This window comes from Streptomyces sp. NPDC041784 (assembly GCF_055591025.1).
The window spans coordinates 92,021-117,840 of sequence record NZ_JBVJAB010000009.1; the positions used below are offsets into that span (position 1 = coordinate 92,021).

Genomic DNA, 25,820 nt, shown 5'->3' on the forward strand with positions numbered 1-25,820 from the left:
GCCTGGGTCCGCGGCCCGCAGGCCCCGGACTTCCCGCTTCGCCCGGCTCAGAACGCGCCGGGGGTGCGCCCGAGGGTGTTGTCCGGGTCGCCGGGGTCGGCGCCCTCGACCTTGCCGAAGTACAGCTCGACCTGGGAGCGGACCAGGTGGAGCTTCACGTCCGGGAACCGCTGCTCGAAGGCGGCGGCCAGGCCGTCCCACTGACCGGGCGCGTCGCCGCCCATGTAGACCGTGACCCGGCCGCCCTCGGCCTTGGCCGCCCGGTGGAGCGCCGCCAGCTGGTCCTGCTCGCTCGCGGTGGCCGGCCGGTTTGGGCGATCGCGGTCGCGGAGACGGCCGTGACGGCCAGCGAGGTGGCGACGGCGATGCCGAGCCGCCGCTTCCCGGTGAGCTTCCGGGGGTTCCTCGTGTGCTTCATGGCGTGTGCTGCCTTTCGTGCGCAGGAGGTCCGTGTTGATGACGCGTTTGATCTGCGGATGTGTTTGATAGTTAAAACAATCCGACGTCCGCCGATGCTATGCGATGCGATTGAAATTTCAAACGGAGAGGGTTTTGGGTAGTGTGTGCCCATGTCCACGACGCCCCGCTGGCTCACCGCCGACGAACGACGGGCCTGGCTGGCCTACGTCGACTTCTCCACCCTGCTCGCCGACTACCTCAACCGGCAGCTGCGGCGCGACGCGGGGATGACCCACGCCGACTACAGCCTGCTGGCCTACCTCTCGTCCGCGCCCGACGGCGCCCTCGGCATGTCCGAGCTGGCCCAACGCCTGAAGATCACCCGCAGCCGGCTCACGCACGCGGTCAACCGGCTGCGCGAGGTCGGTCTGGTCGACCGCCGCGAGGACCCCGCCGACGGCCGCGGTCAGCTCGCCGTCCTCACCGACCAGGGCAAGGCCCTGCTGGAGGAGGTCGCCCCCGGCCATGTGGAGGCCGTGCGCCGGGCCGTGTTCGACGCCCTCACTCACGAGCAGGTGGAACAGTTCGCCGAGATCGGCGAGGCGATCAGCGCCGCCCTGCACCGCGCCGAGGGCACCCAGGCCGACCCGGCCGTACTGCCCTGGCGCCGCCGGTGAGAAGCTCCGCGCGCGTGGTGGGCGGGCGGCGCCCCGCGGGCACCTGAGCGGCCGTCCGGATGGTTTGCCGGAGATCGTCGGGCACGGCATCGAGAAGAACCGGCCCACGGCGCGTACCTGGGGGTACGGGGCTTTCCGCCCCACTGTCGAACACGCCACCGATCCAAGGGACGTACCTCGTGAACGCAACCGCCGCCATCGGCGTCACCGGCCTCGGCGTGATGGGTCGCAACCTCGCGCGCAACTTCGCCCGCAACGGTCACACCGTCGCCGTCCACAACCGCTCCGTAGGCCGCACGCGTGCGCTCGTCGAGGAGTTCGGCCACGAGGGCACGTTCGTCCCCGCCGAGACGGCGGAGGAGTTCGTGGCCGCCCTCGAGCGCCCCCGCCGCCTGATGATCATGGTGCAGGCGGGCCCGGTCACCGATGCCGTCATCGACGAGTTCGCCCCGCTCCTGGAGCCCGGCGACATGATCATCGACGGCGGCAACGCCCACTTCGCCGACACCCGCCGCCGCGAGGCCGCGCTGCGCGAGCGCGGCATCCACTTCGTCGGCACCGGTGTCTCCGGCGGCGAGGAGGGCGCCCTGAACGGGCCGTCGATCATGGTCGGCGGTTCGAGCGAGTCATACGACGTCCTCGGCCCGATGTTCGACTCCATCAGCGCGAAGGTGGACGGCGAGTCCTGCGCCGCCCACGTCGGCACCGACGGCGCCGGACACTTCGTCAAGATGGTGCACAACGGCATCGAGTACGCCGACATGCAGCTCATCGCCGAGGCCTACGACCTGCTCCGCCAGGTCGCCGGCTACACCCCGGCCGAGATCGCCGAGGTCTTCCAGGAGTGGAACCGGGGTCGGCTCGGCTCCTACCTGATCGAGATCACCGCCGAGGTGCTCGCCCACACCGACGCCACCACCGGTCTCGCCTTCGTGGACATCGTGACGGACGCCGCCGGGCAGAAGGGCACCGGCCGCTGGACCGTCCAGACCGCCCTCGACCTCGGCTCCCCGGTCACCGCCATCGCCCAGGCCACCTTCGCCCGCGCCGCCTCCGGCCAGCGCGAACTGCGCGCCGCATACTCCGGACTGCCCGGCGGCACCACCCCCCTGCTCAGCCGTACCGAGGCTGCCCGCTTCACCTCGCAGGTCGAGCACGCCCTGTACGCGTCGAAGGTCATCGCCTACGACCAGGGCTGGAAGATGATCCAGGACGCGGCCGCGGAGTTCGGCTGGAAGATCGACCTGGGCTCGGTCGCCAGGATCTGGCGCGGCGGCTGCATCATCCGCGCCTCCTTCCTGGACCGCATCCGCGCCGCGTACGCCGCCGACCCGGAACTGGTCAGCCTGCTCGGCGAGATGGAGTTCGCCATGGAGATCACGGACGCGCAGGTGCCGTGGCGCGAGACGGTCGCCTCGGCCGCCCGCCGGGGCATCCCGGTCCCGGCCTTCTCCGCCGCCCTCGCCCACTACGACACCCTGCGCTCCGAGCGCCTGCCCGCCGCCCTCCTGCAGGGCCAGCGCGACTACTTCGGCGCCCACACCTACGGCCGTACCGACCGCCCCGGCGCCTTCCACACCCACTGGGCCGAGCCCGGCCGCCCGGAGACGTCGGCCTGACGGCCGCACCGAGGGGACGCCCCGCCGGCACGGCGGGGCGTCCCCTCACGCGCGCGGGGCAGCCGACTGCCGGATCACGAGCTGGGTGCTCAGGACCACGTGGTCGCCGCCGGAGTCCCGCTCCTCCCGCTCCAGCGCCAGCCGGACCGCCGTCCTGCCGAGATCCTCGTAGGGGACACGGACCGTGGTGAGGGAGGGCGTCAGGTCGGCGGCGAAGGGCACGTCGTCGAACCCGACGACCGACACGTCCCCGGGCACGGAGAGCCCGGCGTCGCCCAGCGCGGCCAGCACCCCGAGGGCCACCATGTCGGTGCCCGCGCAGACGGCCGTGAAGTCCAGCCCCGCCCGCAGCGCGTCCCGGGTGCGCAGATAGCCGGACGTGCGGGTGTACGGACCCGGGACGTCGAGTTCCTCGTCGTACTCCACCCCGTGGGCGCGCAGCGCGTCCAGATGACCGGCCCTGCGCTCCTGGGACGTGTTGAACCCGGACTCGCCGCCCAGGTACAGCACACGCCGGTGCCCGGCGGCCAGGAGCAGGGCGGACGACTGGAAGGAGCCGCCGCGGTTGTCGTACTCGACGACCGTGGCCGGCAGACCGGCGGGCAGGGGCGGGCGGCCGACCAGGACCAGCCGGGACCCGGCGGAGTCCAGGGCGCGCGCGTACCCGGCCATGCGCTCGTGGTACGCGTCGTCGATCTCCGCGCCGCCCACGAGCACCACCGCCGCCGCGTGCTGCTCCCGCATGAGCTGCACGAGGGCGTCCTCGCGGGCCGGATCCCCGTGGGTGGCGCAGACCAGGCTCAGCCGCTCCCGGGCCGCCGCCTCCTGCTCCACGCCGGCCGCCACATGGGCGAGGGAGGGACCGGTGATGTCCCGCAGGACCAGGGCGACCGGGCCGAGGACGGCGCCCGACAGCGCCTTGGCGTGCACGTTCACCACGTAGTGCAGCGACTCGACCGCCGCCGTCACCCGGGCCCGGGTGGCCTCGGAGACCGGGTAGTTCCCGGCCAGTGTCCGGGAGACGGTGGCCACCGACACTCCCGCCCTGGCGGCCACGTCACGAATGGTGCTGGGTTTGTCCCGGCCCGCCGTGCCCCGCCGCCTCTTGCCGCCGGCCGTCGTACGCGGACTCGCGCCGCGTCCGGTTGCCTGATCCGTCACGGCTCGACGCTACTGCATCCGGGGTTGGGCTCAGGGCGGGAGAGCGAGAAGTGCCTTTCCAGAAACCAGAAAACGTTTCCCGTTCTCCCGCCGTGGCGGCGCACCGGACGCCCGGCGACCTGATCGGCCGGACGGACCTCAGACGCTCGTCGCCGGGTACGTCGGGTACTCCACCCCGGAGACGTGCTGGACGACGCGGACGACCTGGCAGGAGTAGCCGAACTCGTTGTCGTACCAGAGGTAGAGGATCGCGTTGTCGCCGTCGACCTTGGTGGCGCCGGCGTCGATGATCGAGGCGTGGCGCGAGCCGATGAAGTCCATCGAGACCGCGTCGGGGGCCGTGGTGAAGTCGATCTGACGCTTGAGCGGCGAGGTCAGCGAGACCTCGCGGAGGTGGTCGAGGACCTCCTCGCGGGTCGTCTCGCGGCCGAGCCGCAGACTGAGGATCGCGATCGAGACGTCCGGCACCGGGACGCGGATCGAGCTGCCGGTGATCGGCGCCTTGAGGTCGGGCAGCGCCTTGGCGACGGCGGACGCGGCACCGGTCTCGGTGATGACCATGTTGAGCGGCGCCGAGCGGCCGCGGCGGTCCGCCTTGTGGTAGTTGTCCAGCAGGTTCTGGTCGTTGGTGAACGAGTGGACGGTCTCCACGTGACCGCGCAGCACACCGTACTCGTCGTGCATCGCCTTCAGCGGCGGGACGATCGCGTTGGTGGTGCAGGAGGCGCAGGACAGGATCTGCTCGTCCGGCTTGATCGTGTCGTGGTTGACGCCGTGCACGATGTTCGGGACGTCGCCCTTGCCGGGCGCGGTCAGGACGACCTTGTCGATGCCGGGCCGCAGGTGCTGGGAGAGGCCCTCGCGGTCGCGCCACTTGCCGGTGTTGTCGATCAGGATGGCGTCGTTGATGCCGTACGCCGTGTAGTCGATGTCGGTCGGTCGGTCGGCATAGATGACCGTGATCTCGTTGCCGTTGGCGATGATCTTGTTGTTGGCCTCGTCGACCGTGATCGTGCCCTGGAACTGGCCGTGCACGGAGTCGCGGCGCAGCAGCGAGGCGCGCTTGATGAGGTCCTGCTCACCGCCGCCGCGCACCACGATGGCGCGCAGCCGCAGGCCGTTGCCGGAGCCGGACTTCTCGATGAGCAGCCGGGCGACCAGCCGGCCGATGCGGCCGAAGCCGTAGAGCACGACGTCGCGCGGCTCGCGGCGGTCGATCTTGTTGGCGCCCGTGGCGCCGGCGACGGCCTCGGCGGTGAACTCGCGCACCGACAGACCGCGGTCGTCGGCCCGGTAGGTGGCCGCGAGCATGCCGATGTCGATCTGGGACGGGCCGAGGTCCAGCGTGGTGAGGGCCTCGAGGAACGGGAGGGTCTCGGTGACCGAGAGCTCCTCGCCCGCGATCTGCCGGGCGAACCGGTGGGTCTTCAGGATGCTGACCACCGACTTGTTCACCAGGGAGCGGCTGTGCAGCAGGACCGTCACGTCCCGCTCGCGGTGCAGCTTCCCGATCATCGGGATCATCGACTCCGCGATCTCCTCGCGGTTCTTCCAGTTGGTGAACGAATCGTCGTTGAGCGTCACGGGCCTATCTTTCGAGCTAGGTGGCGCTCAGATGCTAACCCGATGTTCATTCGATCATTCAAGCGGGGGTGCGCTCAGGTGTGCAGGACGGCCGGGGCGGGCACCTCGGCGGGGGAGCTTGGAGGTGTCCGCCCCGGCCGACGGCCGTACGGGAGGCGGGAGGCGGGAGGCGGGAGGCGGGAGGCGGGAGGGGGAGGCGGGAGGTGGCGCGGGGTACGCGCGGGCGCCCGTCGAGGTCAGGCGTCCTCGGACGCCCGCGGCCGGCGCGGGATGCCCAAGGCGCACAGCGCACCGGCGAACACCACCGCGACACCGGCCCACACGGCCGGGTGCAGCCCGTCGACGAACTGCTGCGGCCCCTCGGTGCTGCCGTGCGCCACGAACACCGTGCTCAGTACGGCGATACCGAGCGCGCCGCCGATCTCGCGGACCGTGGTGTTGGCGCCGGACGCCTTGCCCGCGTGCTCCTTGGCGACCGAGCCGAGCACGACCGCCGCCGTCGGCGCGAACACGAAGCCCATGCCGACACCGGCCACGATCATCGGGCCGACCAGCGACGTGTACGCGGTGTCGACGTCGGCGACCAGGTTGATCCAGCCCAGGCCGATGCCCTGGAGGAAGAGCCCGAGGGCCATCAGCCGGCCGCCGCCCACCTTGTCGGTGAGCAGCCCGGCGACCGGGGCGACGAACATCGGCATCAGCGTCCAGGCGAGGGTGCGGACACCGGCCTCCAGTGGGGTGCGCGGCGGCACGATCTGGAGGTACTGGGCGAGCAGGAACAGCGAACCGAAGACGCCGAAGTACATGGCCGCCGAGACGATGTTGGTGAGGGTGAAGGCCCGCACCCGGTAGAAGGACAGCGGCAGCATCGGCTCGGCGACCCGCGCCTCCCAGCCGACGAACGCGGCGAGCAGCACCGCGCCCGCGGCGAACGCGCCCAGCACCGTCCCGGAGGTCCAGCCGTCGGGCTCGCCGTGCACGATCGCCCACACCACCGCGCACAGCCCGGCCGCCGCCAGCACCATGCCGACCAGGTCGAGCCGGACGCCGGGCAGGCTGCTCTCGCGCAGCGCGAACAGCACCAGCGGGATCGCGATCACGCACACCGGCACGTTGATCCAGAAGATCCAGCGCCAGTCCAGGCCGTCCACGACCGCGCCGCCGACCACCGGGCCCATCGCCACGGCCAGGCCGCTGACGCCGGACCACACGCCCAGCGCCATCCCGCGCAGCCGCTCGGGCACGGCCTGGGAGAGCAGGGTCAGGGACAGCGGCATCACGGCCGCCGCGCCGAAGCCCTGGACCGTACGGAAGGTGATCAGCTGGGCGCTGGTGTCGGAGAGGCCGCAGCCGATCGAGGCCAGCGTGAACACGACGATGCCGACCACGAAGACCAGCCGCCGCCCGAACCGGTCACCGAGTGCGGCACCGGTCATCAGCAGACACGCGAAGCTCAGCACATAGGCGTTGACGAACCACTGGAGCTCCTGGGTGTTCGCCTCCAGGTCGACGGCCAGGGTGTGCAGGGCCGTGGAGACGACGAGGTTGTCGAGCGCGACCATGAACATGGGCACGCTGGCCGCGACGATCGCGAGCCAGAGGGGTATGCGGCGGCCCTCGGCCGACGGGGCGGAGGCGGCCGGTTCGTCGAGGACCGGGCTCTCTTCGGACAGCGTCATGGTGGGGGTCTCTCCTGAGTGGGGGGTGTCAGGCGCCGGTGCGTTCCTGCTCGGCGAGCCGGCGCCGGGCGTCGGTCCAGTCGATGGGCAGGTCCGCCGCCGGGACCTGCCAGAAGGTGAAGACCGAGTTCTTCATCACGGGGCGCAGGCCGTTCATGATCGACCGGTGCGGTTCGGTCCTCGCGTACGTGTAGAGCGCGTCCTTGTCCTCCCAGGCCGACAGGGTCCAGAAGGTGCGCTTCAGGGGCTGGGCGATCAGGGAGGCGCCGTACGCGCCGGGCGCGCCGGAGACCTGCTTCCACGCGGCCAGGGACTTCAGGAAGAAGCGCGGCACGTCCTTGAGCGCGCGCACCTCGAACCGGGACGCCATGACGAACGCCTCGGTACCGGGTGCGGGGGTGCTGACAGTGGTCCAGCGCAGGGTGGGCATGGCTCGGCCCTCTCGGAGGAAATATTGGATACCTCTACTATCCATGTTAGACAGTAGAGGTATCCAGATTCCAGTGGCGGAGGCGAACGAATCCGATGCGCATCTCCGAACTGAGCCGCCGCAGTGGCGTCTCCGTGACGACGATCAAGTACTACCTCCGTGAGGGCCTGCTCCCGCCCGGCCGCCAGACCGCGGCCACCCAGGCCGAGTACGACGACCAGCACCTGCGCCGGCTCCGGCTGATCCGCGCCCTGACCGGCGTACGGGGCCTGTCGGTCAGCACCACCCGGGACGTGCTGGACGCCCTCGCGGAGCACACCGGCGACACCCACCGGCTGCTGGGCCTCACCCTCGGCGCCGTCCGCGTCGGCGAGGAGCCCGCCGAGGACGCCCCGGAGGCCGCCGAGGTCGAGGCACTCGTCAAGGAACTGGGCTGGGACGTGCACGAGTCGGCACCCGCCCGCGCCACCCTCGCCGAGACCCTGAGCACCCTGCGCTCACTTGGCGTCCCGCTGGACTGGCACACCCTGCTGCCCTACGCCCGTCTCGCCGAACGCACCGCCGAACTGGACCTCGACCAGCTCAACGGCATCGCCGACCCGCTGGAGACCGCCGAACGCGCCCTCCTGCTGACCGTCCTCCTGGAACCCGCCCTGATGGCCCTCAGGCGCCTGGCCCAGGAGAACGAGTCGGCCCGCCGCCACGCGCCCTAGTCCGCCAGTTCCCGCAGCAGTTGGGCCGCCGCCTCCTTGCCGGAGGAGAACGCGGCCTCGTGGGAGCCGATCTGGTCCCAGTACTGCTGCTTGGAGTGGAAGTACGAGCCGCACAGCTTCACCCGGGGGCCCTCGTTGACCTCGTAGATGGTCTTCTGCGCGGTGCGCATCGCCATGTCGAGCACCGGGTGCTCGTAGTGGAAGCGCCGGACGACGGTGTCCTCACGGACCTCCAGCGGGTAGTCGAGGGTGACGAAGTAGTCCGTCTCCGACGTGAACCCGTGCAGCTTGTTCATGTAGTACGCCACGTACGTGCGCGGCTGCCCGTCGACCGTCACCTTGCCGTAGTTCCACGCCTCCCAGCGCTCGCGGTCGGCCGGCATCACCGACGGATCGGTGTGCAGGACGACCGTCGAGGCGTTGTAGCGCAGCGGCGCGAGCAGCTCGTGCTGGGCGGGCGTCGGGTTCTGGAGCAGCGAGCGGGTGACGTCGGCGTGCGTGGCGACCACCGCGTAGTCGAAGCGCTCCTCGGAGTTCGCCGTACGGACCGTCACCCCGTCCGCGTCCTCACGGACCCCGGTGACCGGCTCCGAGAGCCGTACCTTCGGGTCGATCGCGGCCAGCGCCTTGCGCACGTACGAGATCGAACCCCCGCTCACCGTCCGCCAGTCGACCCGGCGCCCGCCCAGGCCGCTCTCGTCGTGCGCCATGAAGAACGCGATGACGGTCGTGGCCGGCATCTCCCACACCAGCTCGGCCGGCACCGACCAGACCGCGCTGCACAGCAGGATGAAGTAGCCGTACCGGAACTCCTCGCTGTAGCCGCCCCGGTCGAGGTACTCGCCCATCGGCAGGTCCGTGCGCTTGCGGAAGAAGTCGTGCCGGCCCTCCTCGTGGAACCGCCGCGCCTCACGCCAGATGGTCTGGAAGTACGCGGGGTAGCGCGCCCGCACCTCGTCCTCCGACAGGTCCATCTCGTCACTGCCGTACTGCAGACCGCTGGACAGGTCGAAGAAGTTGAACCCGCTGAGGAGTTGCCGGTTCTCCACCCCCAACTCGTCGAAGAATCCGGAGAGGTTGGGGTAGGCGGGCCGGTTGAAGACGACGAACGCGGTGTCGATGCCCAGCGTGCGGCCCGCGTCCACCACCTCCACGGTGTTGGCGTGGCCGCCGTAGCGGTCCTCGCGTTCGAACAGGGTGATCCGGGCGTGCTCGCGCAGGGCGTACGCGGCGGAGAGGCCGGCGACTCCGCCGCCGACCACGGCGATGCTGGGCTTCTCGGACATCGGGGCTCCTCGTTCGGGGAAGGTCAGCTGGTCAGAACGGTCGTGCGCAGTCCCAGGGGACCGGTGTGCTCGGTGGCGACGGCCACGACGTGGTCCGGGGTGGGGTGGACCAGGTCGAACCGCCAGAAGCGGGCCGACCGCCGCGTGTCGTGCAGGGTGATGCCGGGGCCCGGCAGGCCGGCGAAGACGATCGACGACAGCTCGCGCCGCAGCCCGGTGCCGAGGGCCTTGAGATAGGCCTCCTTGAGCACCCAGTACGCGGCGACCCGCGCCGCCCGCGCCCGCTCGCCGACGATCGGCGCGAGATCCGCCAGCCGCGCGAGGTCCGCCCGCTCGGGCTCGGCGAAGTGCGCGGGCAGATGCCGTACGGCGTCGGCGGTCGCGTGGGCGGCCTCCGCGTCGACCCCGCAGGCGCGGCCGCCCTCGGTGACCACACAGGCGATCAGACCCTCGGTGTGGGAGAGGTTGAACCGCAGACCGGAACCGGGCGGGGCGGCCGGCTCCGGTCTGCCGTCGGGGCCGGCCGTGAAGCGCCAGGAGTCGAGCTGCTGGCCCGAGACCGCGCTCAGCGCGTGCCGGGCCAGCAGCAGCGCCGCGGTGCGCCGCAGCCGCGCGGGGAGTGCGAGCGGGCGCTCGCACCGCGCCCGCTCGCCGTCGGTGAGCAGGGCCGTCCCGCCCAGCCGGGCCACGAACCCCTCGGCCGCGGACTCCGGCAGCAGCCACAGATGACGGTCGGTGCTCCGCGCCATCTCAGTGCCGCGCCGCGGTGAGGTCGCCGCGCGGCGCGAGCGGGAACTGCCAGTGGGAGAACAGCAGATCCTCCCGGTGCAGACACCGCAGCACCCGCATCACCTCGTCGACCACCGCCGCGTCGGTGACCGCCTCGTGCGGCCGCACATGCCGCCGGATCCGCTCCAGCTGGAGCAGCAGCAACGCCGCGCTCGGCAGCGGATCGTCCAGCGCGTGCGCCGAGTGGACGTACGTCAGGACACAGGCGGCCGTCGCGTGCAGCAGGCAGTACTCCTTGGCCAGGTCGAAGAGTTCGGCGGACTGCCCGAAGTCACGGCCCAGGGCCGCCTTCAGCGCGGCGGTCCGCTCCCGCAACCCGTCGGCGTGGGCGAGGAGTTCACCGGCCACGTCCGCCGACCGGGTCAGCCACTCCCGCTCCTCTGGCTTCGCCTCCCCGGCCGTCCGCCGTAGCCGCAGCAGGGCGTCGGGGGCGGCGAGCAGGGCGTCGTCCATGCCCCGGCTGAACAGCTCCTGGTCCCAGGGCCGGTACAGCGGCAGCTCACGGTCGACGCCGAACAGCACGGCCGCCCGCTCCTGCGCGCCCGCCCTGACCGCCGGATCCGCCGAGCCGGCCGTGGCCAGCAGCCCCTCCAGCTGGAGAGCGATGTTCTTGAGGTTCACCACCGTGTTGCCGTCGGCGAAGTTGGCCACCGGCAGGTCGCGCATCATCTTCTGGTGGATGGCGTAGTGGGGGTGGTCGCGCAGATAGAAACGGGCCCCGAGGACGACGTTCAGCTGGGCGAACGTGCGCTCCAGCAGCGTCGGCACGAAGTACTTCACCACCGACGACCACACACTGGTCTGCTCGGGCACCACCTGGAGCGCCCGTACGGCACCCAGGCTCACGGCGTCGGCGACCATCAGGTCGGCGAAGCACTCGGTCAACTGGCGGCGCGAGTACGGGATGTCGCTGACCGTGCGGCCGTACACCTCGCGGCCCTCGGTGAAATCGAGGGTCACGCGCAGGCCCGTGTCCACGGCCGACAGCGCGATGCCGCTGATCAGGGCCCGGGCCGTCTGGGAGGTCTTGAGCGCGATCTCCAGGCCCTGGCCGGGGCGCCCGAGCAGCGCGGAATCGGGGACGAAGACACGGTCCAGCCGGAAACCGCTCATGTCGAGGCCCCGCAGCCCGTGCATCCGCTCGCGCGGCAGCTCGTCCACGGCGCCGGCCGGGGTGGCGCGCTTGTCCAGCACGAACACCGAGTAGCCGCCGGGGCCGCCCCTCGGGTCTGTGCGGGCGTGCACGCTCAGGCCGTCGGCCACGCGGCCGTTGCCGATCAGCCACTTCTCGCCGGTCAGCAGCCAGCCGCCGGGGGCCTTCTGCGCGGTCAGCTCGTTCGCGGTGAGGTCACTGCCGTGGCGGCGCTCGGAGAGGCCCCAGGCGTAGCGCGTCCCGTGCCGGATCGCCTCGACCAGGGCGCGCTTCTGCTCCTCGGTCCCGGCGATCCAGGCGGGCATGAAACTGAGGCTGGTGATGATGAACGCGGTGGCGGTCGTCGGATCCCGGCGGGCGATCAGCCGCATCAGGTGGAAACCGGCCTCCACGTCACCCGCCCTGCCGCCCTGCGCGCGGGGGAGCGAGAAGTCGAGGGCTCCCCAGCGCTGGAGCAGGTTCACGAACTCGTACGGGTAGTCCTCCCGTTCGTCGTACTCCAGGACACGGGTGAACGGCATCCGGCTCGCCGGGTCGTGCGGATCGCCGAGATGGCTCTCCAGCCGCCCGGCCAGTTCCGTGAGGTCCTTCTTCGGCACGCATGTCTCCGACGGTCAGGCGAGGTGGACGGGGAGGGCGCTGAACAACTGGTCGTGGTGGTGCAGGTCGGTGGTGATGTCCAGGGCGGGATGCTGCGCCCGCCCCTCGCGGCGGGGGTCCGTGCCGGCCGCTCGCGCGAGGAGGTGGGTGAGGGTGGCTCGCAGCCAGGCCGTGGTGAAGAAGGGGTTGGTCTCGTTGGCCCACCACAGGTGGAGGCAGACGGTGGCCGCGTGCAGCCAGGTGAAGCGTTCGGCGAGGTCGATGAGGCCGGTGTCCCGGTCGGCGTGCGGGATGTCCGCCGGCAGGCCGCTCACGGCCGCCACGAGGCGGGTCACCAGGTGGGCGGTGTCGTGGTCGGCGTGGGAGGTGAGCCTGGCCAGTGCCTGGGGGGCCACGTGCGGGAGGGCCGCGGTGACGGGCTCGTGGCCGCGGGCGTTGAGGTCGAGACGGTGGGGGTCGTAGGCGGGGAGAGGCTCGTTCAGGTCGAAGACGGTGCGGATCCGGTCCATGAGTGCGGGTGCCTCGTGGCTGGTCGCGTTCCGCGGCGGGGCCGCGTGTCGATGCGGTCCCGCGCCCCTGAAAGCCTGTTGCAGCTGGCTTGCGAAGGAGCGCAGGTTGGCCAGGGTGCTGGTGTCCACCACCCTGACGATCTGCGCGTCCCGCTGAAGCTTCTGGAACAGGCCGCCGCCCGGGCCCTCCGTGCGCAGGACGGCCCCCGTCGCCAGGACGCCCCCGCAGCGGCGCAGCACCTCGTCCGTGCTCTCCGCCACCACGTGCTTCGCCGCGCAGCCCCAGATGCTGAACGTCTCCGGGGCCACGTGGATGCCTCGACAGGCCGCCAGGGCGACCGCGTCCGCCGCCAGTACCGCGGCGGAGGCCACGGACAACTCCCGCCGCGGATAAGGGGAGTCGAGGACCGTCGTACGGCCCACCCGGCGGTCCGCCGCGAAGTCCAGGGTCAGCCGGAGTGCCGTGTCGGCGATGCCCAGGCTGCCCGCCATGCTCATCACCCGCACCACCTGCTGGGCCTTCATCACCGACTCCAGCGCCTGGCCCTCGACGCCCACCAGGGCGTCCGCCGGGACCGGGAAACGGTGGAAGCGGAGATGGGCGAAGTCGATGCCGCGCATACCGCTCGCGGGGACGGCCGGACCGCGGTCGAGGCCCTCGCCCCGGGTGAGGTCGAGCAGGACGGCCGAGAAGGCACCCGGGCCGCCGCGCTCGCCCGTGCGGGCCACCAGGTAGAGCGCCTCGCAGCGGCGGCCCAGGCCCACCATCCACTTCTCCCCGGTCAACTCCCAGCCGTGCGCGGCGGGTTCGAGGCGGACGGTGTTGGCCAGCAGGTCGCTGCCGTGGCCGGCCTCCGACAGGGCGAAGCCGACGGCACCGCCCCGGCCGAGGATCTCCGCCGCGTGCTTGTGCTGCTCGGGCGAGCCGTGCAGGACCAGGCAGGTCGCGGCCGTGATACCGAACATCGTGCCCGGCATGACGTTCAGGTCCCGGCGGGCGGCCGTGCGCACCAGCAGCATGCTCCGATCGAAGGACTCGAAGCGGCCGCCCCACTCCCGCGGGAGGTAGTTCAGATGGAAGCCCGCCGCACGGAGCGTGGCGCACAACTCCTCGGGGAACTCGTCCTGTTCGTCCCGGGCGACGGCGGCCGCGAAGCCGTACGGGTTGCGGGGGTCGTACGGGTCGCCGAGGAGCCGTTCGACGGCGTCGGGGGTCATCGGGCGCCCTCCAGGGACGGGGACTCCAGCGGGACCGGGCGGTAGTCGGCCGCCGACGCGGGGACACGGACGCCCGCCGTGCGGAGCTGGGCCAGGCGGGTGTGGAACGCGGCGCCGCGCATCAGGTGGTGGGCGACGTCCGCGACCCTGCGGTTGCCCGGCGCCTTGAGGTAGCTCGCGGTGACCCAGTCGTTGAAGGCACCCATCGCCGGGCCGCACCACACCTGGTAGTCCAGGACGCGGTCCGGGTCACCGACCGTGGACCAGCGGGAGGCCATGCCCAGGTACCAGCGGAACACCAGCGCCATCCGGCGCCTGGGGTTTCCGGCGGCCCGGGCGAGCTGCTCGGGGTCACGGCGGCTGAAGTAGCCCACGCACTCCTGCCACACGTCGTCCAGCGGGCGGCGGAAGGTTTGCGTCTCCAGCTTGGCGCGCTCGGCGTCGGGGAGGGACTCCAGGCCGTCGTACGCCTGGTACAGCTCGTAGAGGCGCTTGGCGCGCATCGGGAACAGGGTGCCCTTCTTCAGCACCTGGAGTTCCACGCCCATCTCGAACATGTCGGCCGCCGGTGCCATCTCGCAGTCCGCGATCCCCGCGTCGGCGAGCAGCGTCTTCGCGGCCTTGGAGGCGCCCGACTCGACGCAGGACTGGTTGACCGACCCGGTGACCACGTACGCGGCGCCCATCGCGAACGCGCCGGCCACCGAGGCCGGGCAGCCCAGGCCGCCCGCCGCGCCCACCCGGACGGTGGTCGGGTAGCGGTGCTCGTGCTGCACGGTGTCGCGCAGCCGCAGGATGGTCGGCAGGAGCGCGGTGAGCGGCCGGCGGTCGGTGTGGCCGCCGGAGTCGCCCTCCACCGTGATGTCGTCGGCCATCGGCACGTACTTGGCCAGATCGGCCTGCTCGGCGGTGATCAGCCCCTGGGAGAGGAGCGTGCTGACCAGGGCGGCCGGCGCCGGGCGCATGAAACGCTCGGCGGTCTCGGGGCGGGAGATCTTGGCGATCAGACGGTGGTCCACCGCCACGGCGCCGGACGGGGTGCGCCGCAGACCGCTCAGGCGGTAGCGCACCACGTGCGGGCTGAGGCTCATGAACGCCGACGCCTCCACGCACCGCACCCCGTGCCGCAGGAACAGCTCCACCGCCTCCCGCTCCAGCCGCTCCTCGCTGGGGCTGTGGATGAGGTTGACGGCGTACGGCAGTCCGGGGATCTCGGCGGCGAACCGGACCAGGGCCTTCTCGATGGTCTCGGGGAGCAGTCCGGCCGCGCCGTAGGAGGCGAGGCAGCCCTCCCGGGCCAGGGCGATCACCAGGTCGGGGGAGGCGATGCCGCCCGCCATCGCGCCCGCCATGTAAGCCTGGCGGACCCCGTGGGCGGCGAGGAAGGCGGGCGAGCCGAGGGCGCGCGGGGGCAGCGGCGCCGCCGCGGCCAGCAGCGGCAGGCCGTCGCCGGTGGTCGCCCGCCCGCCGGCGACGGCGCCGACGCCGGACGGGGTGCGGACGACGAAGCAGGGACGGTCGAGGTCGGACAGGGCCTCGCGGATGCCCGCGGGGTCGGTGTGCGGGCCGCTCGCTCCGTGCCACCGGAGAGGCGTGGTGGTCTGGGTCTGCATGACGGGGTCGTCTCCTCGGGCCCGGTCAGGCCTGGTCGCGGGGGTCGGCGGCGGTGTCGGGCGAGCCGGCGGTGTCGTCGGGGCGGACCTCGACGGCCACGTCGGTCAGCTCGTAGATGCGCAGGCCCGGCTTCCACAGCTCGGCGTCGGCGATCACGACCAGCCGGTCGCCGTCCCTGCGGACCTCCTTGATGTGCGCGTCGAAGCTCAGCTCGCCGTCGTGGCGCAGGATCTGGCCCCGGTACTTCCAGCTCATGGCGATGTCCGTGGCCGGCCGGAAGCGGGGGCGGGGGATGCCCTCCGCCAGGCCCTGGTCGAGAACGTACAGCCGCAGCGCCTGGAGGATCGCCTCCACGCCGAGCGAGCCGGGCATCACCGGGTCGCGGTGGAAGTGGCAGTCGAAGTACCACTCGTCGGGACGGATCACCCGGTGGCCGTGCAGGTGGCCCCGGCCGTGCCTGCCGCCGTCCTCGACGACGTCGACCCGGTCGACGAGATGGAAGTGGCCGCCGGGCAGCCGCAGCTCACCGCCGAACTGCGGTGCGTCGTCGGGGAGTTCGATGCGGCGGACGTGTCCGGGCTTCGTCCGCTCGATCCACGGCGCCACGTACGTGCTGTTGTCGAGGCCGACCTGGTGGGCGAGGGCCGCCTCGCTGAAGTAGCCGAAGAGGGACTCGCCCCGGTAGAACACCTCGCCGTCGGCGGAGAGTTCGTAGCGGAAGTTCTGGAGCACCGCGCCCGACACGGCGCTGGTCATCAGCAGGGTGGAGTGGTGGCGCACGGTCCTGCCGCGCAGGTCGATGTCCTTGACGAGGGTCGCCGTGCCGTCGAGGTTGCGGATGGAGTACTCGGTCCCGGGCTGCTTGAGGGTGGCGCCCAGGTAGTAGCCGAGCAGGATCGCCGCTTGGAGGGAGGTCTCCATGTGGACGCAGTTCGGCATGTGGGGGTGGGCGTTCTCACGGTAGTACCAGGCGTCGGCCGGCGAGTCGTACTCGGTGACCATCTCGGCGCCCGGCTTCAGGTCACCGCGCGTCCCCTTGAGTTGCATGATCCGGTCGACGAACTGGAAGTCCCCGTTGGGGATGTACGGCGCCCTGCTGTCCCGGTAGACGTCGAACTCCGGGCCCATCGCCGTCCCGAGGTCGCCCTTCGCGGCGTGCGCGAGGTGCAGCTCGTTGATCATCGCGGGTTCGCCGGCCCGGTTGCGGCGGCCGAGGAACTCCGGGACACCGCCGAGCGGGGGGCGGTACGGGGTGCCGTCCTTCTCCCGGACCTGGATGCCGAAGTCGCGCATCCGGATCACCGGCTTGTCGCCCAGGTACACCAGGACGTCGGCGATCACCGAGGGGCGCGGGAGCAGGGTCAGTTCCATGACCTCGATCTCGTAGCGGATCTCGGCGTGCGCGGGCGTGATCTGGCCGCGGACCTGCACCTCCGTCTCCAGCCCGATGATCGTCTGGAAGCGGGCGTCCGGCAGCACCAGGTGCATCCCCTGGTGGAGCAGGTACGCCTGGAGGGTCTGGACGGCGCCCTCGGCGACCATCGAACCGGCCAGGACCGGGTCGTCGGGGAAGTGGCACGCGAAGTACCAGGCGTCGGGCTCCAGCCGCTTGTACGCGGTGATCGCGCCCAGTCCGCGCGGTCCGCCGGTGCGGTCGATACGGATCTCGTCGACCATGCGCAGCCGGGCGTCGGGCAGGCGCAGCGCCGGGTTGAGTCCGGGGTCCTGGGCGTGGTGCGGGCCGAAGACCTCGCCCGGCCGGCCGTCGGCGAGCAACTCCAGGTCGGCGGCGGTGAGATGGTTCCGGTCGGTGTCGGCGAGCGGCTTGAACGTGGTCTTCGTGAGCGCGGCCCGCCGCTGCCGTTCCCGCTCCGTGACGACCACGCCGAGCGGGGTGTCCAGCTCCGCCTGCGTGAAGAACCCGGCGCAGGCGTCCTTGAGTTCGAGGATCAGCTCGCCGTCGGCGTAGCAGAGGTAGCTGAAGAAGAAGAGGGTCGTGTCGCCCTGGCGGACGAACCGGTTGATGGAGATGTCGTAGCGCAGGGTCTGGCCGGTGCGCGGCAGGTCGCCGTGGAAGACCAGCTTGCTGTCGAGCAGCCGGTAGACGCGCTCGCCCTTGTTGCGGAAGTCGATGCCCAGGTAGCTGATGAGGAGCAGGTCGCACTGGCCGGCCTCGATGGCCACGGCCGGCGGCACCCCGCCGTCCACCGCGTACCAGGCGTCCTCGGGGACGTCGTACTCGGTGCGGATGAAGGAGGGTTCGTAGACCCCGGTCTCGCCCTGGAGCGCGGTGACGCGGGTGACGAAGTGGTAGGGCGGCGCGGGCAGACGGACCCGCTTTGCGTAGGCGTCGACCGGCGCGAAGTCGGGGCCGAAGACCTCGGCGACGCTGCCGGTGGCGAAGGCGAGCAGCTGGGCCTCGTCCCAGACCACGCCGGGGTCCCTGGGAGCGGACGGGGGCGGCGGGGCGGAGAGCGTGGGGGTGGCGGGGACGGTGGGGGCTGCGGGGGCAGCGGGGAGCGCGGGGCGTGCGGTGGGGGGCTCCAGGGGGAGAGCGGCAGGGGGTTCCACGGGGAGAGCGGACCGAGTCGCCCCCGGCTGCGTGGGGAGGGCGCCGGAGACCGGTGCCGGGGGTCCGTCGAGCAGGGCCTCCGCACGGGCCAGGGTGTGCTCCTGCAGGACGCGTTGGGTCTCCATGACGACCGAGTGCGTGGCCACCATCTGCTGCCGTATCTCGCGTACCAGATCGGCGGCGGGCGAACCGGTGGACGCGGAAGGCCGTAGGGCGGGTACGGGCACGGGCGCGGGGGCGGAGGGACGTTCGGGACGGGCAGGAGCCGGGGCGGAGGAGGCCGGCGCGGGCGGGGGACCGTCCTGCTGTGCCCACGGCAGGAACGCGATCGGCTCCCCGTCGAAGGTGATGACCTCGGCGTCGTCGAGGGTGGGGTCGGCGGGCATCGGGTCGGTTACCTCCAGCGAGACGGTCGCGGCGGGGGCCGGTTGTGGCCGGGCGGCGTCGGCCGTGGCGCGCGCCGGCGCGGGCGACGTACGGGCGGAGAGCGGGGCGGCGGGAGCGGCGGCGAGGCCGCCCACCCGTGCCGCCACGCCCGCCGGGATGGACGCGCCCCCGCCGACCGGCACCCGCAACAGGGCCGGACGGGCCGTCCGGACGGGGTCGGGGCCGAGCAGCGCGGTCAGGTCGACGGGCAGCCCGTGGGCGGCGAGCCGGGCCGCCAGCTGGGCGACGGAGCGGGCGGCGGGCACCCCGCGCCGGTCCACCGGCACCGCCACGTGCGGGGCGTCGCCGAGGGTGTCGTGCACCCAGCGGGTGCAGGTGGCGCCGGGACCGGCCTCGACGAAGTAGCGGTAGCCCCGGTCGTGGGCGGCCCGGACCAGGCGCGGGAAGTCGATCGTGCCGCGCAGGGTCCGCGCGATGCGCCGGGCGACCTCCCCGCGCTCCAGGCCGTCGACCGGCCCGTAGTCGTAGGCGCTGAGCAGCTCCAGCCCGTCGGGCGAGCCGGTCGGGTGGTCGTTCAGCTCGGCGAGGGCGTCCAGCTCCCCGTCCACGACCGGGCAGTGCATCACCGAGCTGACGGGGGACCGGGCCGACGGGCAGCCCAACTCCTCGATCAGGGCCCGGCATCGGGCCGGGTCACCGGCGATGACCGCCTCGGTCGGCGTGTTGACATGGGTGAGGAAGACCCGGTCGTGGCGGGTGAGCGCCTCGGTGATCCGGTCCGCCGACTCGAGGAGCACGAAGCTGCCCCACACGGCCGCGTCCGGCACGGAGTCCGGCAGGTTCCACAGTTCGCGGACCGTGCGGCGAGGGCCGGTGAGCCGGTCACGGAAGAGCGGGGTCGCGCCGATCCGGTCGTCCCGGCGGGCGGAGCGCCGCCAGCCGCCGGTGGCGAACAGCATGCTGGACTCGCCCAGGCTGTACCCGAACGCGCCGTGCGCCGGCACGCCCAGCAGGTCGCGCACCAGGTCGGTGTAGAGGATGGCGAACGTGGTGCCGGTGGCGAGCATGAAGGGGACGTCCTCGCCGAGCCGCCCTTCGAATTCCATCAACGCCCGCCGGTCCGGGGCGACTTGAGTACGCGGATAGAGCTGTGCCGCGCGGAACATCCGGTCGGGGTCGGCCGCCTCCGCCTCGAAGCGGCTGAGCAGCGCGGGGAAGGCGCGGAACAGGTCCTGGCCCAGTCCGGGGTAGGAGTTGAAGGCGCCCGGGTAGACGAGGGCGACCTTGCCGTCCGGTCCGATCGGCCGGGGCGCGAAGCAACTGCCCGCCGGGGTGGTCCACTCCTCGCCCTTGGCGTACGCCTCCCGCAGGTCGCGGGACGCCGACTCCAGCTGCTGCCGCAGCTGTTCGCCGTCCCGGCCGACCAGCACCACCCGCAGGGCACTGCCCGGCAGCCGCTCGGCGGCGGCCCGGCCCAGCCCGTACGGGTCGGCGCCCTCGGCGAGCAGCGCCAGATGCCGGTCCACCTCGGCCAGCAGCCCGTCCACGTCCGGCGCGCCCAGCGGCAGCAGCACCGGGGCGCCGGCCCACCGCCAGTCCATGGCCACGTCGTCGCCGCGGGTGCGGTCGCCGGAGAGCACCAGATGGCCGTGGGCTCCGTCGGAACCGATGACGCTCACCGCCGCGTACCGGCGCTCCGTGTTCCCGCCCCGCAGCCAGGGCCGGGAGGCGTCCGGCACATGGAACGCGGAGGCCGCGAAGGAGGCGGCCAGCTCCGGGTCGGGCCGGCGCCAGCCCGGCACCCCCGGCAGATAGCCGTGGCGCAGGCACAGCACCGCCCGCAGCAGCCCGGCCATCGCGGACGCCGCCTGCGCGTCGCCGACCTGCGCCTTGGCGCTGCCGAGCGCGACCGCCCCGGACCCGGCCGGGTACACCCGGGCCAGCCCGGCCAGCTCGGCCGCGTCCTGCACCGCCGTACCGCCCGCGTGAGCCTCCAGGTAGCCCACGTCCGCCGGCTCGATCCCGGCCTCGGCGAGCGCCTGCCCGGCGGCCGCCGCGAGCACGCCTGGATCGGCCTCCGGCAGCACCCCGTCGACGGGAGCCACGTGCCGGACGGCGACGGAGTCCACCCGCGCGTACACGGGCCGGGTCGCCTCGCCCGCCCGGGTGACCACGACGGCGCCCGCGCCCTCGCCGATCCGCCGGCCCCGCTGCCCCTCGCCGAAGCTCAGGCCCGCGCCCGCCACCGGGCGCGCCCCGCGCAGCAGCAGGTTCTCGGGGGAGGCGGCGAGGTCGACGGCGCCGACCAGCACGGCCTCCACCGACTCGTCCAGCAGCAGCAGCCGGGCGATCTGGAGCGCCTCGGCGGTGCCCGCGCCGTCGGAGGAGACGGTGAACGAAGGGCCGGTCAGGTTCCAGAGGGAGGAGATTCGGCTGGCCATGATGTTGCCGATGTAGCTCAGCACCTCGTTGGCGACGATCGGCTCGTGCACCGCGTCCCGGGCCGCCGCGAGCAGTTGCTCCCCGGTCGGCTCCAAGCCCGCGTCGGCGTACGCGCGCCGCAGGAAGTCGCCCAGGCCGTGCCGCGCCAGGTGCAGATGGGCGCTCGGCTCGATCTCCATCGCCACGACGACCGCCACCCTGCGCGGCGCGGGCGCCTTCGCACCCGGCGGTACGGTCCGGTCGAACCCGGCGTCGCGCAGCGCCTCGTCGGCCACCTTCGACATCAGGGCGTGCTGGAGGTTGTAGTTGCGCAGGTCGGCCGGGGGGATGCGGTGGTCGGCCGGGTCCAGCTCGATCCGGTCCACGAAGGCACCCTCGGGCAGGTCGGCCCGGGTCAGCCCGGCCCGCTCCAGCGTGCCGCCGGCGGTGTCCTCCAGGCCGCGCCAGCGGTGCTCGGGCAGCGGCCGGAAGGCGTCGGCGCCGTCGTGCAGGGCCCGTTCGAAGGCGGCGGCCGAGTCCAGGGTGCCGAAGTGGGCGCCCAGGCCCACGACGTCGAGCGTCGGCGGGACCACCGGCGGGACCACCGGTTCGGACTCCTCGGCGGCCGCCTCCTGGGAGAGCACCACATGGGCGTTGGTCCCGCCGAACCCGAACGCGGACACCGCCGCCCGGCGCGGTCCGGGCCGCCCGTCGGGCCAGGCGCGGCCCTCGCGCACCACTGGCAGCCCCTCGGCGATCGGCCGCTCGACCCCGAGCGTCGGGGGCAGTCGGCCGTGCCCCATGGCCAGGATCACCTTCAGCAGGCTGCTCAGGCCCGCCACGGTCAGCAGATGCCCGAGGTTGCCCTTCACCGACCCCAGCGGCGGGACCGCGCCGTGCGCGCCGAACCAGGCGGCGACCGACTCGGCCTCCGTGCCGTCGCCGATCGGCGTACCGGTGGCGTGGCACTCCAGGTAGTCCACGAGCTCCGGCCCGAACCCGGCCCGCGCGTAGGCGAGTTCGTACGACGACAGCTGCCCGGCCGCGTCGGGGACGAGCAGATGGCGGCCCGCGCCGTCGTTGGACAGCCCGATGCCGTCCACGACCGCGTGGATCCGGTCCCCGTCGGCGAGCGCGTCCGCCAGCCGCCGTACGGCGACCATGCCCGCGCCCTGCCCGGTGAGGATGCCGGTGGAGCGGGCGTCGAAGGGCTGGCTGACGCCGTTGCGGGGATAGGCGTGCAGGTCGGAGAAGGAGAGGTGGATGAGGGTCGGGTCGGGCGCGCACACCCCGCCCGCCAGCACCAGGTCGGCCTGGCCGGCCGCCAGATGGTCGCAGGCCAGTTTCAGCGCGTACAGCGCCGAGGAACAGGCCGCGTCGAGGGCGTACCGCGGGCCGCCCAGGCCCAGCGCGGCGGCGGCGATCCGGGCCGGGGCGCCGCTGACGCGGGCGTCGGCCGGGTGCACGGCGGCCGGGTCGAGGAGCGGGGTCACGGCGGGTGCAGGGCGCCCCGACCGGCGTAGTCCGGACAGCACGGCCTCGTGGACCAGGGGCAGGCTGATCCGGGCGGAGGCCGGGGTGGGGAAGGAGTAGTCGCCGATCACCAGGCCGGTACGGGCCAGCAGCTCGGGCCGGTCGGCGTGCCCGGCGTCGCGCAGCGCCTCCTGGGCCACGTGCAGCGACCAGTGGAAGACCCGGTCGAGCCGGGTCAGGTCGTCGGGGTTCAGCCGGTACCCGGTCGGGTCGAACGTGAAGTCGGAGACGAACCCGCCGCGGACGCAGGTGACGGCGTGCGCGGGGTCCGCGTCCCGGGCGTCGGAGGCCGGGCCGAAGACCTCCGGCCCGCCCTCCGTGCGGCTGTCGACGCCGTCGCGCAGGTTCCTCCAGTACGCGTCGGGAGTGTCCGCCCCGGGGAAGAGGCAGGAGATCCCGACGATCGCGAACTTGCTCATGGCAGCTGTTTCCTCCAGGGTGCCGGGGCCCGGCGGGAGTTCACCCGCCGGGACCCCCGGTCCGTACGTCGGGCTCAGCGGCTCGCGAACTTGGCGGCCAGCTGCGGGGTGGACACGAGGGACACGCCGGAGAACCGGGCCAGGACCCGTCCGTCCGGGGCGCACGCGGTCACGGTGAGCGTGGTGTCCGAGGAGGCGGGCTCCACGACGACCAGGAACGGCTCGCCGTCCGGCAGCGCCGCGTACAGCTCGACCTCGGCCACCGCCATCGGCAGGCTCGCCGTGTCGCGGTGCAGCCGCGTCCATACCAGCGCGGCCTGGAGCAGCAGGTCGGCGGCGGCGGGCGCGTACCGCTCGGACCCGAACGCCCCTCCCTCGGGCCGGAGTTCGGCCAGCGCGCACTCCAGGACCAGCCGCGCCTCACCCGACTCCAGCACCCGGCGCAGACCCCGCAGGGCCGGGCCGTGGAAGAGCGTGCCGTCGGTGTAGAACTCCCGAGCGTCCCGGCCGCCGCCCAGTGCCGGGAGCCCGGCCGGCCGGCCCGGCTCCGGCCGCGCGCCGCCGAGCGACACCCGCGCCGCGTAGTGCGGACGTACGGTCCCGTCGGCGGCCAGCGAGCGGATCGCCACGTCGGCCTCGGCGCCGTCCGGCGTCGGGTCCACGGAGAGCCGGAACCGGCAGCCGTCGAGCGAGCCGTCGAAGACGACACCCTTGTGCACCGCGAAGTCCCGCACCCGGGACACCACATGACCGGTCAGCCGCTCGACCGCGCCGGCCGCCCAGCCGAGCGCGGCCACGGCCGGCAGCACCGGCGCGTCACCGATGACATGGTCGGCGACCAGCGGCTCGGTCACCAGGGCCGAGAGGTCGCGCTCCAGGACGGCGGGCTGCGTGGGCGCGCCGTCCTCCCGCGCCGACAGGGGAGTGGTCGGCCCGAGGACCGTGACCACGTCGCCCGCCCGCTCCGGGGCGAACTGCTCGGTGAACAGCCGGGCCCCGGTCTCCTCCGGGATCAGCGCGATCCCGCGCTCCTCGAACACTGCCTTGATCTGCGGCGACACCATGCCGCTGTCCCAGGCGCCCCAGTTGAGCGAGGAGACGTGCGCGGCGGGGTGGGCGCGGCGGAAGCCGGCCGCCCAGGCGTTGAGGACCTCGTTGGCCATCGCGTAGTCCGACTGGCCCCGGTTGCCGAAGAACCCGGCGACCGACGAGAACAGCACGACGTGACGCAGCCGATCGGCGTTCAGCGCGGCCACCACCGACCGCAGACCGCCGAGCTTCACGGCGAAGACCCGCTCGATCTCGGCCGCCTTCTTCGCCGCGATCAGCTGGTCGGCGAGGACACCCGCGCCGTGCACCACACCGGTGATCCGCTCCCGGTACGGGGCGAGCGCGGCGGCCGTCGCGGCGGGGTCGGTGATGTCGACGGCGAGGTACTTCGCCTCGCCGCCCGCGGCCCGGACGGCGGCGAGCGTCTCACGGACCTCGCGCTCACCGACGACCGCCTGGTAGAGCTGCTCGACCCGCTTGGGGGTCGGCTTCTCGCCCGCCGCCTTCAGCCGCGCCACCGCGGCGGCCTTCAGCGCGGCCGCGTCGGACAGCCCGCGCGCCCACTCCGGCTCCGCGCCGAGGGCGGTACGGCCCAGGAGGAGCAGACCGGGACGGTGCGCGCCGGCCAGCGCGACCGCGCAGCGGGCGGTGATGCCGCGCGCCCCGCCGGTGACGACCAGCAGGTCGTCCGGGGTCAGCGGGGTGCCGGTGGGGGCGGTGGGCGCGGTGGGTGCGTCCCCGAGGGTGAGCGCGACCCGCCGGGAGCCGTCGTGGCCCACCTGCACCGGGGCGGCGGCCGCGTCGTGGGCCTCCGCCAGGACCAGGTCGGCCGCCCCGGACGCGCCGAGCGCGGGGGCCAGGTCGACGGCCCGGCAGAACAGCTCCGGTGCCTCGACCGCGAGGGTCTTCACCAGGCCGCCGACACCACCGGCGGGCGCGGCGTCCTCGTCGACACCGGTCAGCCCGAACGCGCCGTCGAGCCGGGTGACGGTCAGGAAGGCCGCCCGGTGCCCGGACCGCGCGGCGGCGGTCAGCGGCGCCACCAGGTGCCGGGCGACGAGCAGCGTGTACGCGAGCCGGCGGACGCCCTCGGCCCACGGCAGACCGTCGGCGGCGGCGCACACGAGCGCGAGGTGGACCGCGGTGCCGCCCAACTCCTCCACCCGGGCGGCCAGTTCGGTGGCTCCCCAGCCGGTCAACGGCAGATCGTCCGCGCCGGTGATCCGCTGCGGCACGCCCGGCAGCCGCAGCACCCGCACCTGCCAGCCGTCGGCGCCGAGCCGGGCCGCCATGGCCTCGGCGACCTCACTGCCGTCGTCCACCAGCAGCGCGGTCACGCCGGACGGGTAGGCGCCGACGAGGTGGTCGGGGGTGGGCAGGTCGCGCAGCGCGGCGTGGCCGCGGCCGATCGGGGACGGGGTGAGGGCGACGTCCAGGGCGGCGGCGGGCGCCGTCTCCCCCGGAGCGGTCCCCGGAGCGGTCCCGGGAGCCGTTCCCGGAGCGGCCTCCGGCGCGGGCGAGCCGGACAGCCGGGCGACGAAGCCCACGATGTCACCCAGCGTCCGCAACTCCGCGAGCTGCTCGGGCCCGACGGGGGTGGGGCTGGGGAACTGTTCCTGGAGGACGCCCATGATTTCGACGCGTTTGATGGAGTCGATGCCGAGGTCGGCTTCGACGTCCATGGTGAGGTCGAGCATGTCGGCGGGGTAGCCGGTCTTCTGGGAGACGATGGTGAGGAGGGCGGCGGTGACGTCGGCGCCGGTGGGAGTGGCGGTGGCCGTGGGGGTGGTGCTGGGGGGCAGGGTGGCGGTCGGGGCGGTGTTCTGTGCGGGTTCGGCCGGGCCGCCCCCGAGTTCGAGGACGAAGCCGACGATCTCGTTCAGCGTGCGCAGTTCGGCGAGCTGCTCGGGGCCGACGGGGGTGGGGCTGGGGAACTGTTCCTGGAGGACGCCCATGATTTCGACGCGTTTGATGGAGTCGATGCCGAGGTCGGCTTCGACGTCCATG

General features: G+C 73.2%; 15 protein-coding genes. 3 read left to right on the forward strand and 12 right to left on the reverse strand.

Translation table 11 applies throughout. From position 1 onward, the window contains the following. Positions 1-47: 47 nt before the first annotated feature. Positions 48-224: a hypothetical protein gene (locus ACZ6D7_RS20825; RefSeq protein WP_469492417.1), complete on the reverse strand. Its 177-nt coding sequence runs from the start codon at positions 222-224 to the stop codon at positions 48-50. 345 nt (positions 225-569) lie between these two features. On the opposite strand from ACZ6D7_RS20825, the gene ACZ6D7_RS20830 reads away from it, so the two are divergent. Both ACZ6D7_RS20830 and gndA read left to right on the forward strand, forming a co-directional pair. Then, positions 570-1,076 carry a MarR family winged helix-turn-helix transcriptional regulator gene (locus ACZ6D7_RS20830; RefSeq protein ID WP_469492420.1) on the forward strand — a complete coding sequence of 169 codons (507 nt, stop codon included), beginning with the start codon at positions 570-572 and terminating at the stop codon, positions 1,074-1,076. A gap of 179 nt (positions 1,077-1,255) precedes the next feature. Next, positions 1,256-2,695, forward strand: a complete 1,440-nt coding sequence (gene gndA, locus ACZ6D7_RS20835) for an NADP-dependent phosphogluconate dehydrogenase (RefSeq protein ID WP_469492423.1) — start codon at positions 1,256-1,258, stop codon at positions 2,693-2,695. Between the two features lie 45 nt (positions 2,696-2,740). Here gndA and ACZ6D7_RS20840 read toward each other — a convergent pair whose 3' ends face one another. From ACZ6D7_RS20840 to ACZ6D7_RS20855, 4 genes are all read right to left on the reverse strand, one after another. After that, positions 2,741-3,856: a LacI family DNA-binding transcriptional regulator gene (locus ACZ6D7_RS20840; protein ID WP_469492426.1), complete on the reverse strand. Its 1,116-nt coding sequence runs from the start codon at positions 3,854-3,856 to the stop codon at positions 2,741-2,743. Between the two features lie 138 nt (positions 3,857-3,994). Then, positions 3,995-5,440: a glyceraldehyde-3-phosphate dehydrogenase gene (locus ACZ6D7_RS20845; RefSeq protein WP_469492429.1), complete on the reverse strand. Its 1,446-nt coding sequence runs from the start codon at positions 5,438-5,440 to the stop codon at positions 3,995-3,997. A gap of 236 nt (positions 5,441-5,676) precedes the next feature. After that, positions 5,677-7,119 (reverse strand): MFS transporter, encoded by a 1,443-nt coding sequence (locus ACZ6D7_RS20850; RefSeq protein WP_469492431.1) that lies wholly within the window; start codon positions 7,117-7,119, stop codon positions 5,677-5,679. Positions 7,120-7,147: 28 nt separating this feature from the next. Then, on the reverse strand, positions 7,148-7,549 hold the full coding sequence (locus ACZ6D7_RS20855; RefSeq protein ID WP_469492434.1) for a DUF3291 domain-containing protein: 402 nt from the start codon (positions 7,547-7,549) through the stop codon (positions 7,148-7,150). A gap of 95 nt (positions 7,550-7,644) precedes the next feature. On the opposite strand from ACZ6D7_RS20855, the gene ACZ6D7_RS20860 reads away from it, so the two are divergent. Beyond that, a complete protein-coding gene (locus ACZ6D7_RS20860) occupies positions 7,645-8,262 on the forward strand; it encodes a MerR family transcriptional regulator (RefSeq protein WP_469492436.1) in 618 nt (205 codons plus the stop codon). Here ACZ6D7_RS20860 and ACZ6D7_RS20865 read toward each other — a convergent pair. From ACZ6D7_RS20865 to ACZ6D7_RS20895, 7 genes are all read right to left on the reverse strand, one after another. Continuing rightward, positions 8,259-9,548, reverse strand: a complete 1,290-nt coding sequence (locus ACZ6D7_RS20865) for an NAD(P)/FAD-dependent oxidoreductase (RefSeq protein WP_469492439.1) — start codon at positions 9,546-9,548, stop codon at positions 8,259-8,261. The genes ACZ6D7_RS20860 and ACZ6D7_RS20865 overlap by 4 nt on opposite strands. Positions 9,549-9,571: 23 nt before the next feature. Then, positions 9,572-10,297 (reverse strand): 4'-phosphopantetheinyl transferase family protein, encoded by a 726-nt coding sequence (locus tag ACZ6D7_RS20870; RefSeq protein WP_469492442.1) that lies wholly within the window; start codon positions 10,295-10,297, stop codon positions 9,572-9,574. 1 nt (position 10,298) lies between these two features. Continuing rightward, positions 10,299-12,089, reverse strand: a complete 1,791-nt coding sequence (locus ACZ6D7_RS20875) for an acyl-CoA dehydrogenase family protein (protein WP_469492444.1) — start codon at positions 12,087-12,089, stop codon at positions 10,299-10,301. A gap of 15 nt (positions 12,090-12,104) precedes the next feature. Beyond that, the gene (locus tag ACZ6D7_RS20880) at positions 12,105-13,817 is read right to left on the reverse strand and encodes an acyl-CoA dehydrogenase family protein (protein ID WP_469492447.1); all 1,713 of its coding nucleotides are present in this window, start codon (positions 13,815-13,817) and stop codon (positions 12,105-12,107) included. Next, positions 13,814-15,430, reverse strand: a complete 1,617-nt coding sequence (locus tag ACZ6D7_RS20885; RefSeq protein ID WP_469492450.1) for a PfaD family polyunsaturated fatty acid/polyketide biosynthesis protein — start codon at positions 15,428-15,430, stop codon at positions 13,814-13,816. Before ACZ6D7_RS20885 ends, ACZ6D7_RS20880 begins: the two co-directional genes overlap by 4 nt. A 25-nt stretch (positions 15,431-15,455) precedes the next feature. Beyond that, positions 15,456-22,763 carry a beta-ketoacyl synthase N-terminal-like domain-containing protein gene (locus ACZ6D7_RS20890; RefSeq protein WP_469492452.1) on the reverse strand — a complete coding sequence of 2,436 codons (7,308 nt, stop codon included), beginning with the start codon at positions 22,761-22,763 and terminating at the stop codon, positions 15,456-15,458. A gap of 74 nt (positions 22,764-22,837) precedes the next feature. Further along, positions 22,838-25,820 (reverse strand): SDR family NAD(P)-dependent oxidoreductase (locus ACZ6D7_RS20895; RefSeq protein ID WP_469492453.1); only part of this gene is annotated, 2,983 nt, incomplete at its 5' end.

What these genes read in the sequence shown, in the direction of transcription:
- ACZ6D7_RS20825 (WP_469492417.1), bottom strand. Translation starts at nt 224, where the DNA reads ATGGGCGGCGACGCGCCCGGTCAGTGGGACGGCCTGGCCGCCGCCTTC.
- ACZ6D7_RS20830 (WP_469492420.1), top strand. Translation starts at nt 570, where the DNA reads ATGTCCACGACGCCCCGCTGGCTCACCGCCGACGAACGACGGGCCTGG.
- ACZ6D7_RS20850 (WP_469492431.1), bottom strand. Translation starts at nt 7,119, where the DNA reads ATGACGCTGTCCGAAGAGAGCCCGGTCCTCGACGAACCGGCCGCCTCC.
- ACZ6D7_RS20855 (WP_469492434.1), bottom strand. Translation starts at nt 7,549, where the DNA reads ATGCCCACCCTGCGCTGGACCACTGTCAGCACCCCCGCACCCGGTACC.
- ACZ6D7_RS20860 (WP_469492436.1), top strand. Translation starts at nt 7,645, where the DNA reads ATGCGCATCTCCGAACTGAGCCGCCGCAGTGGCGTCTCCGTGACGACG.
- ACZ6D7_RS20865 (WP_469492439.1), bottom strand. Translation starts at nt 9,548, where the DNA reads ATGTCCGAGAAGCCCAGCATCGCCGTGGTCGGCGGCGGAGTCGCCGGC.
- ACZ6D7_RS20870 (WP_469492442.1), bottom strand. Translation starts at nt 10,297, where the DNA reads ATGGCGCGGAGCACCGACCGTCATCTGTGGCTGCTGCCGGAGTCCGCG.
- ACZ6D7_RS20880 (WP_469492447.1), bottom strand. Translation starts at nt 13,817, where the DNA reads ATGACCCCCGACGCCGTCGAACGGCTCCTCGGCGACCCGTACGACCCC.
- ACZ6D7_RS20885 (WP_469492450.1), bottom strand. Translation starts at nt 15,430, where the DNA reads ATGCAGACCCAGACCACCACGCCTCTCCGGTGGCACGGAGCGAGCGGC.
- ACZ6D7_RS20890 (WP_469492452.1), bottom strand. Translation starts at nt 22,763, where the DNA reads ATGAGCAAGTTCGCGATCGTCGGGATCTCCTGCCTCTTCCCCGGGGCG.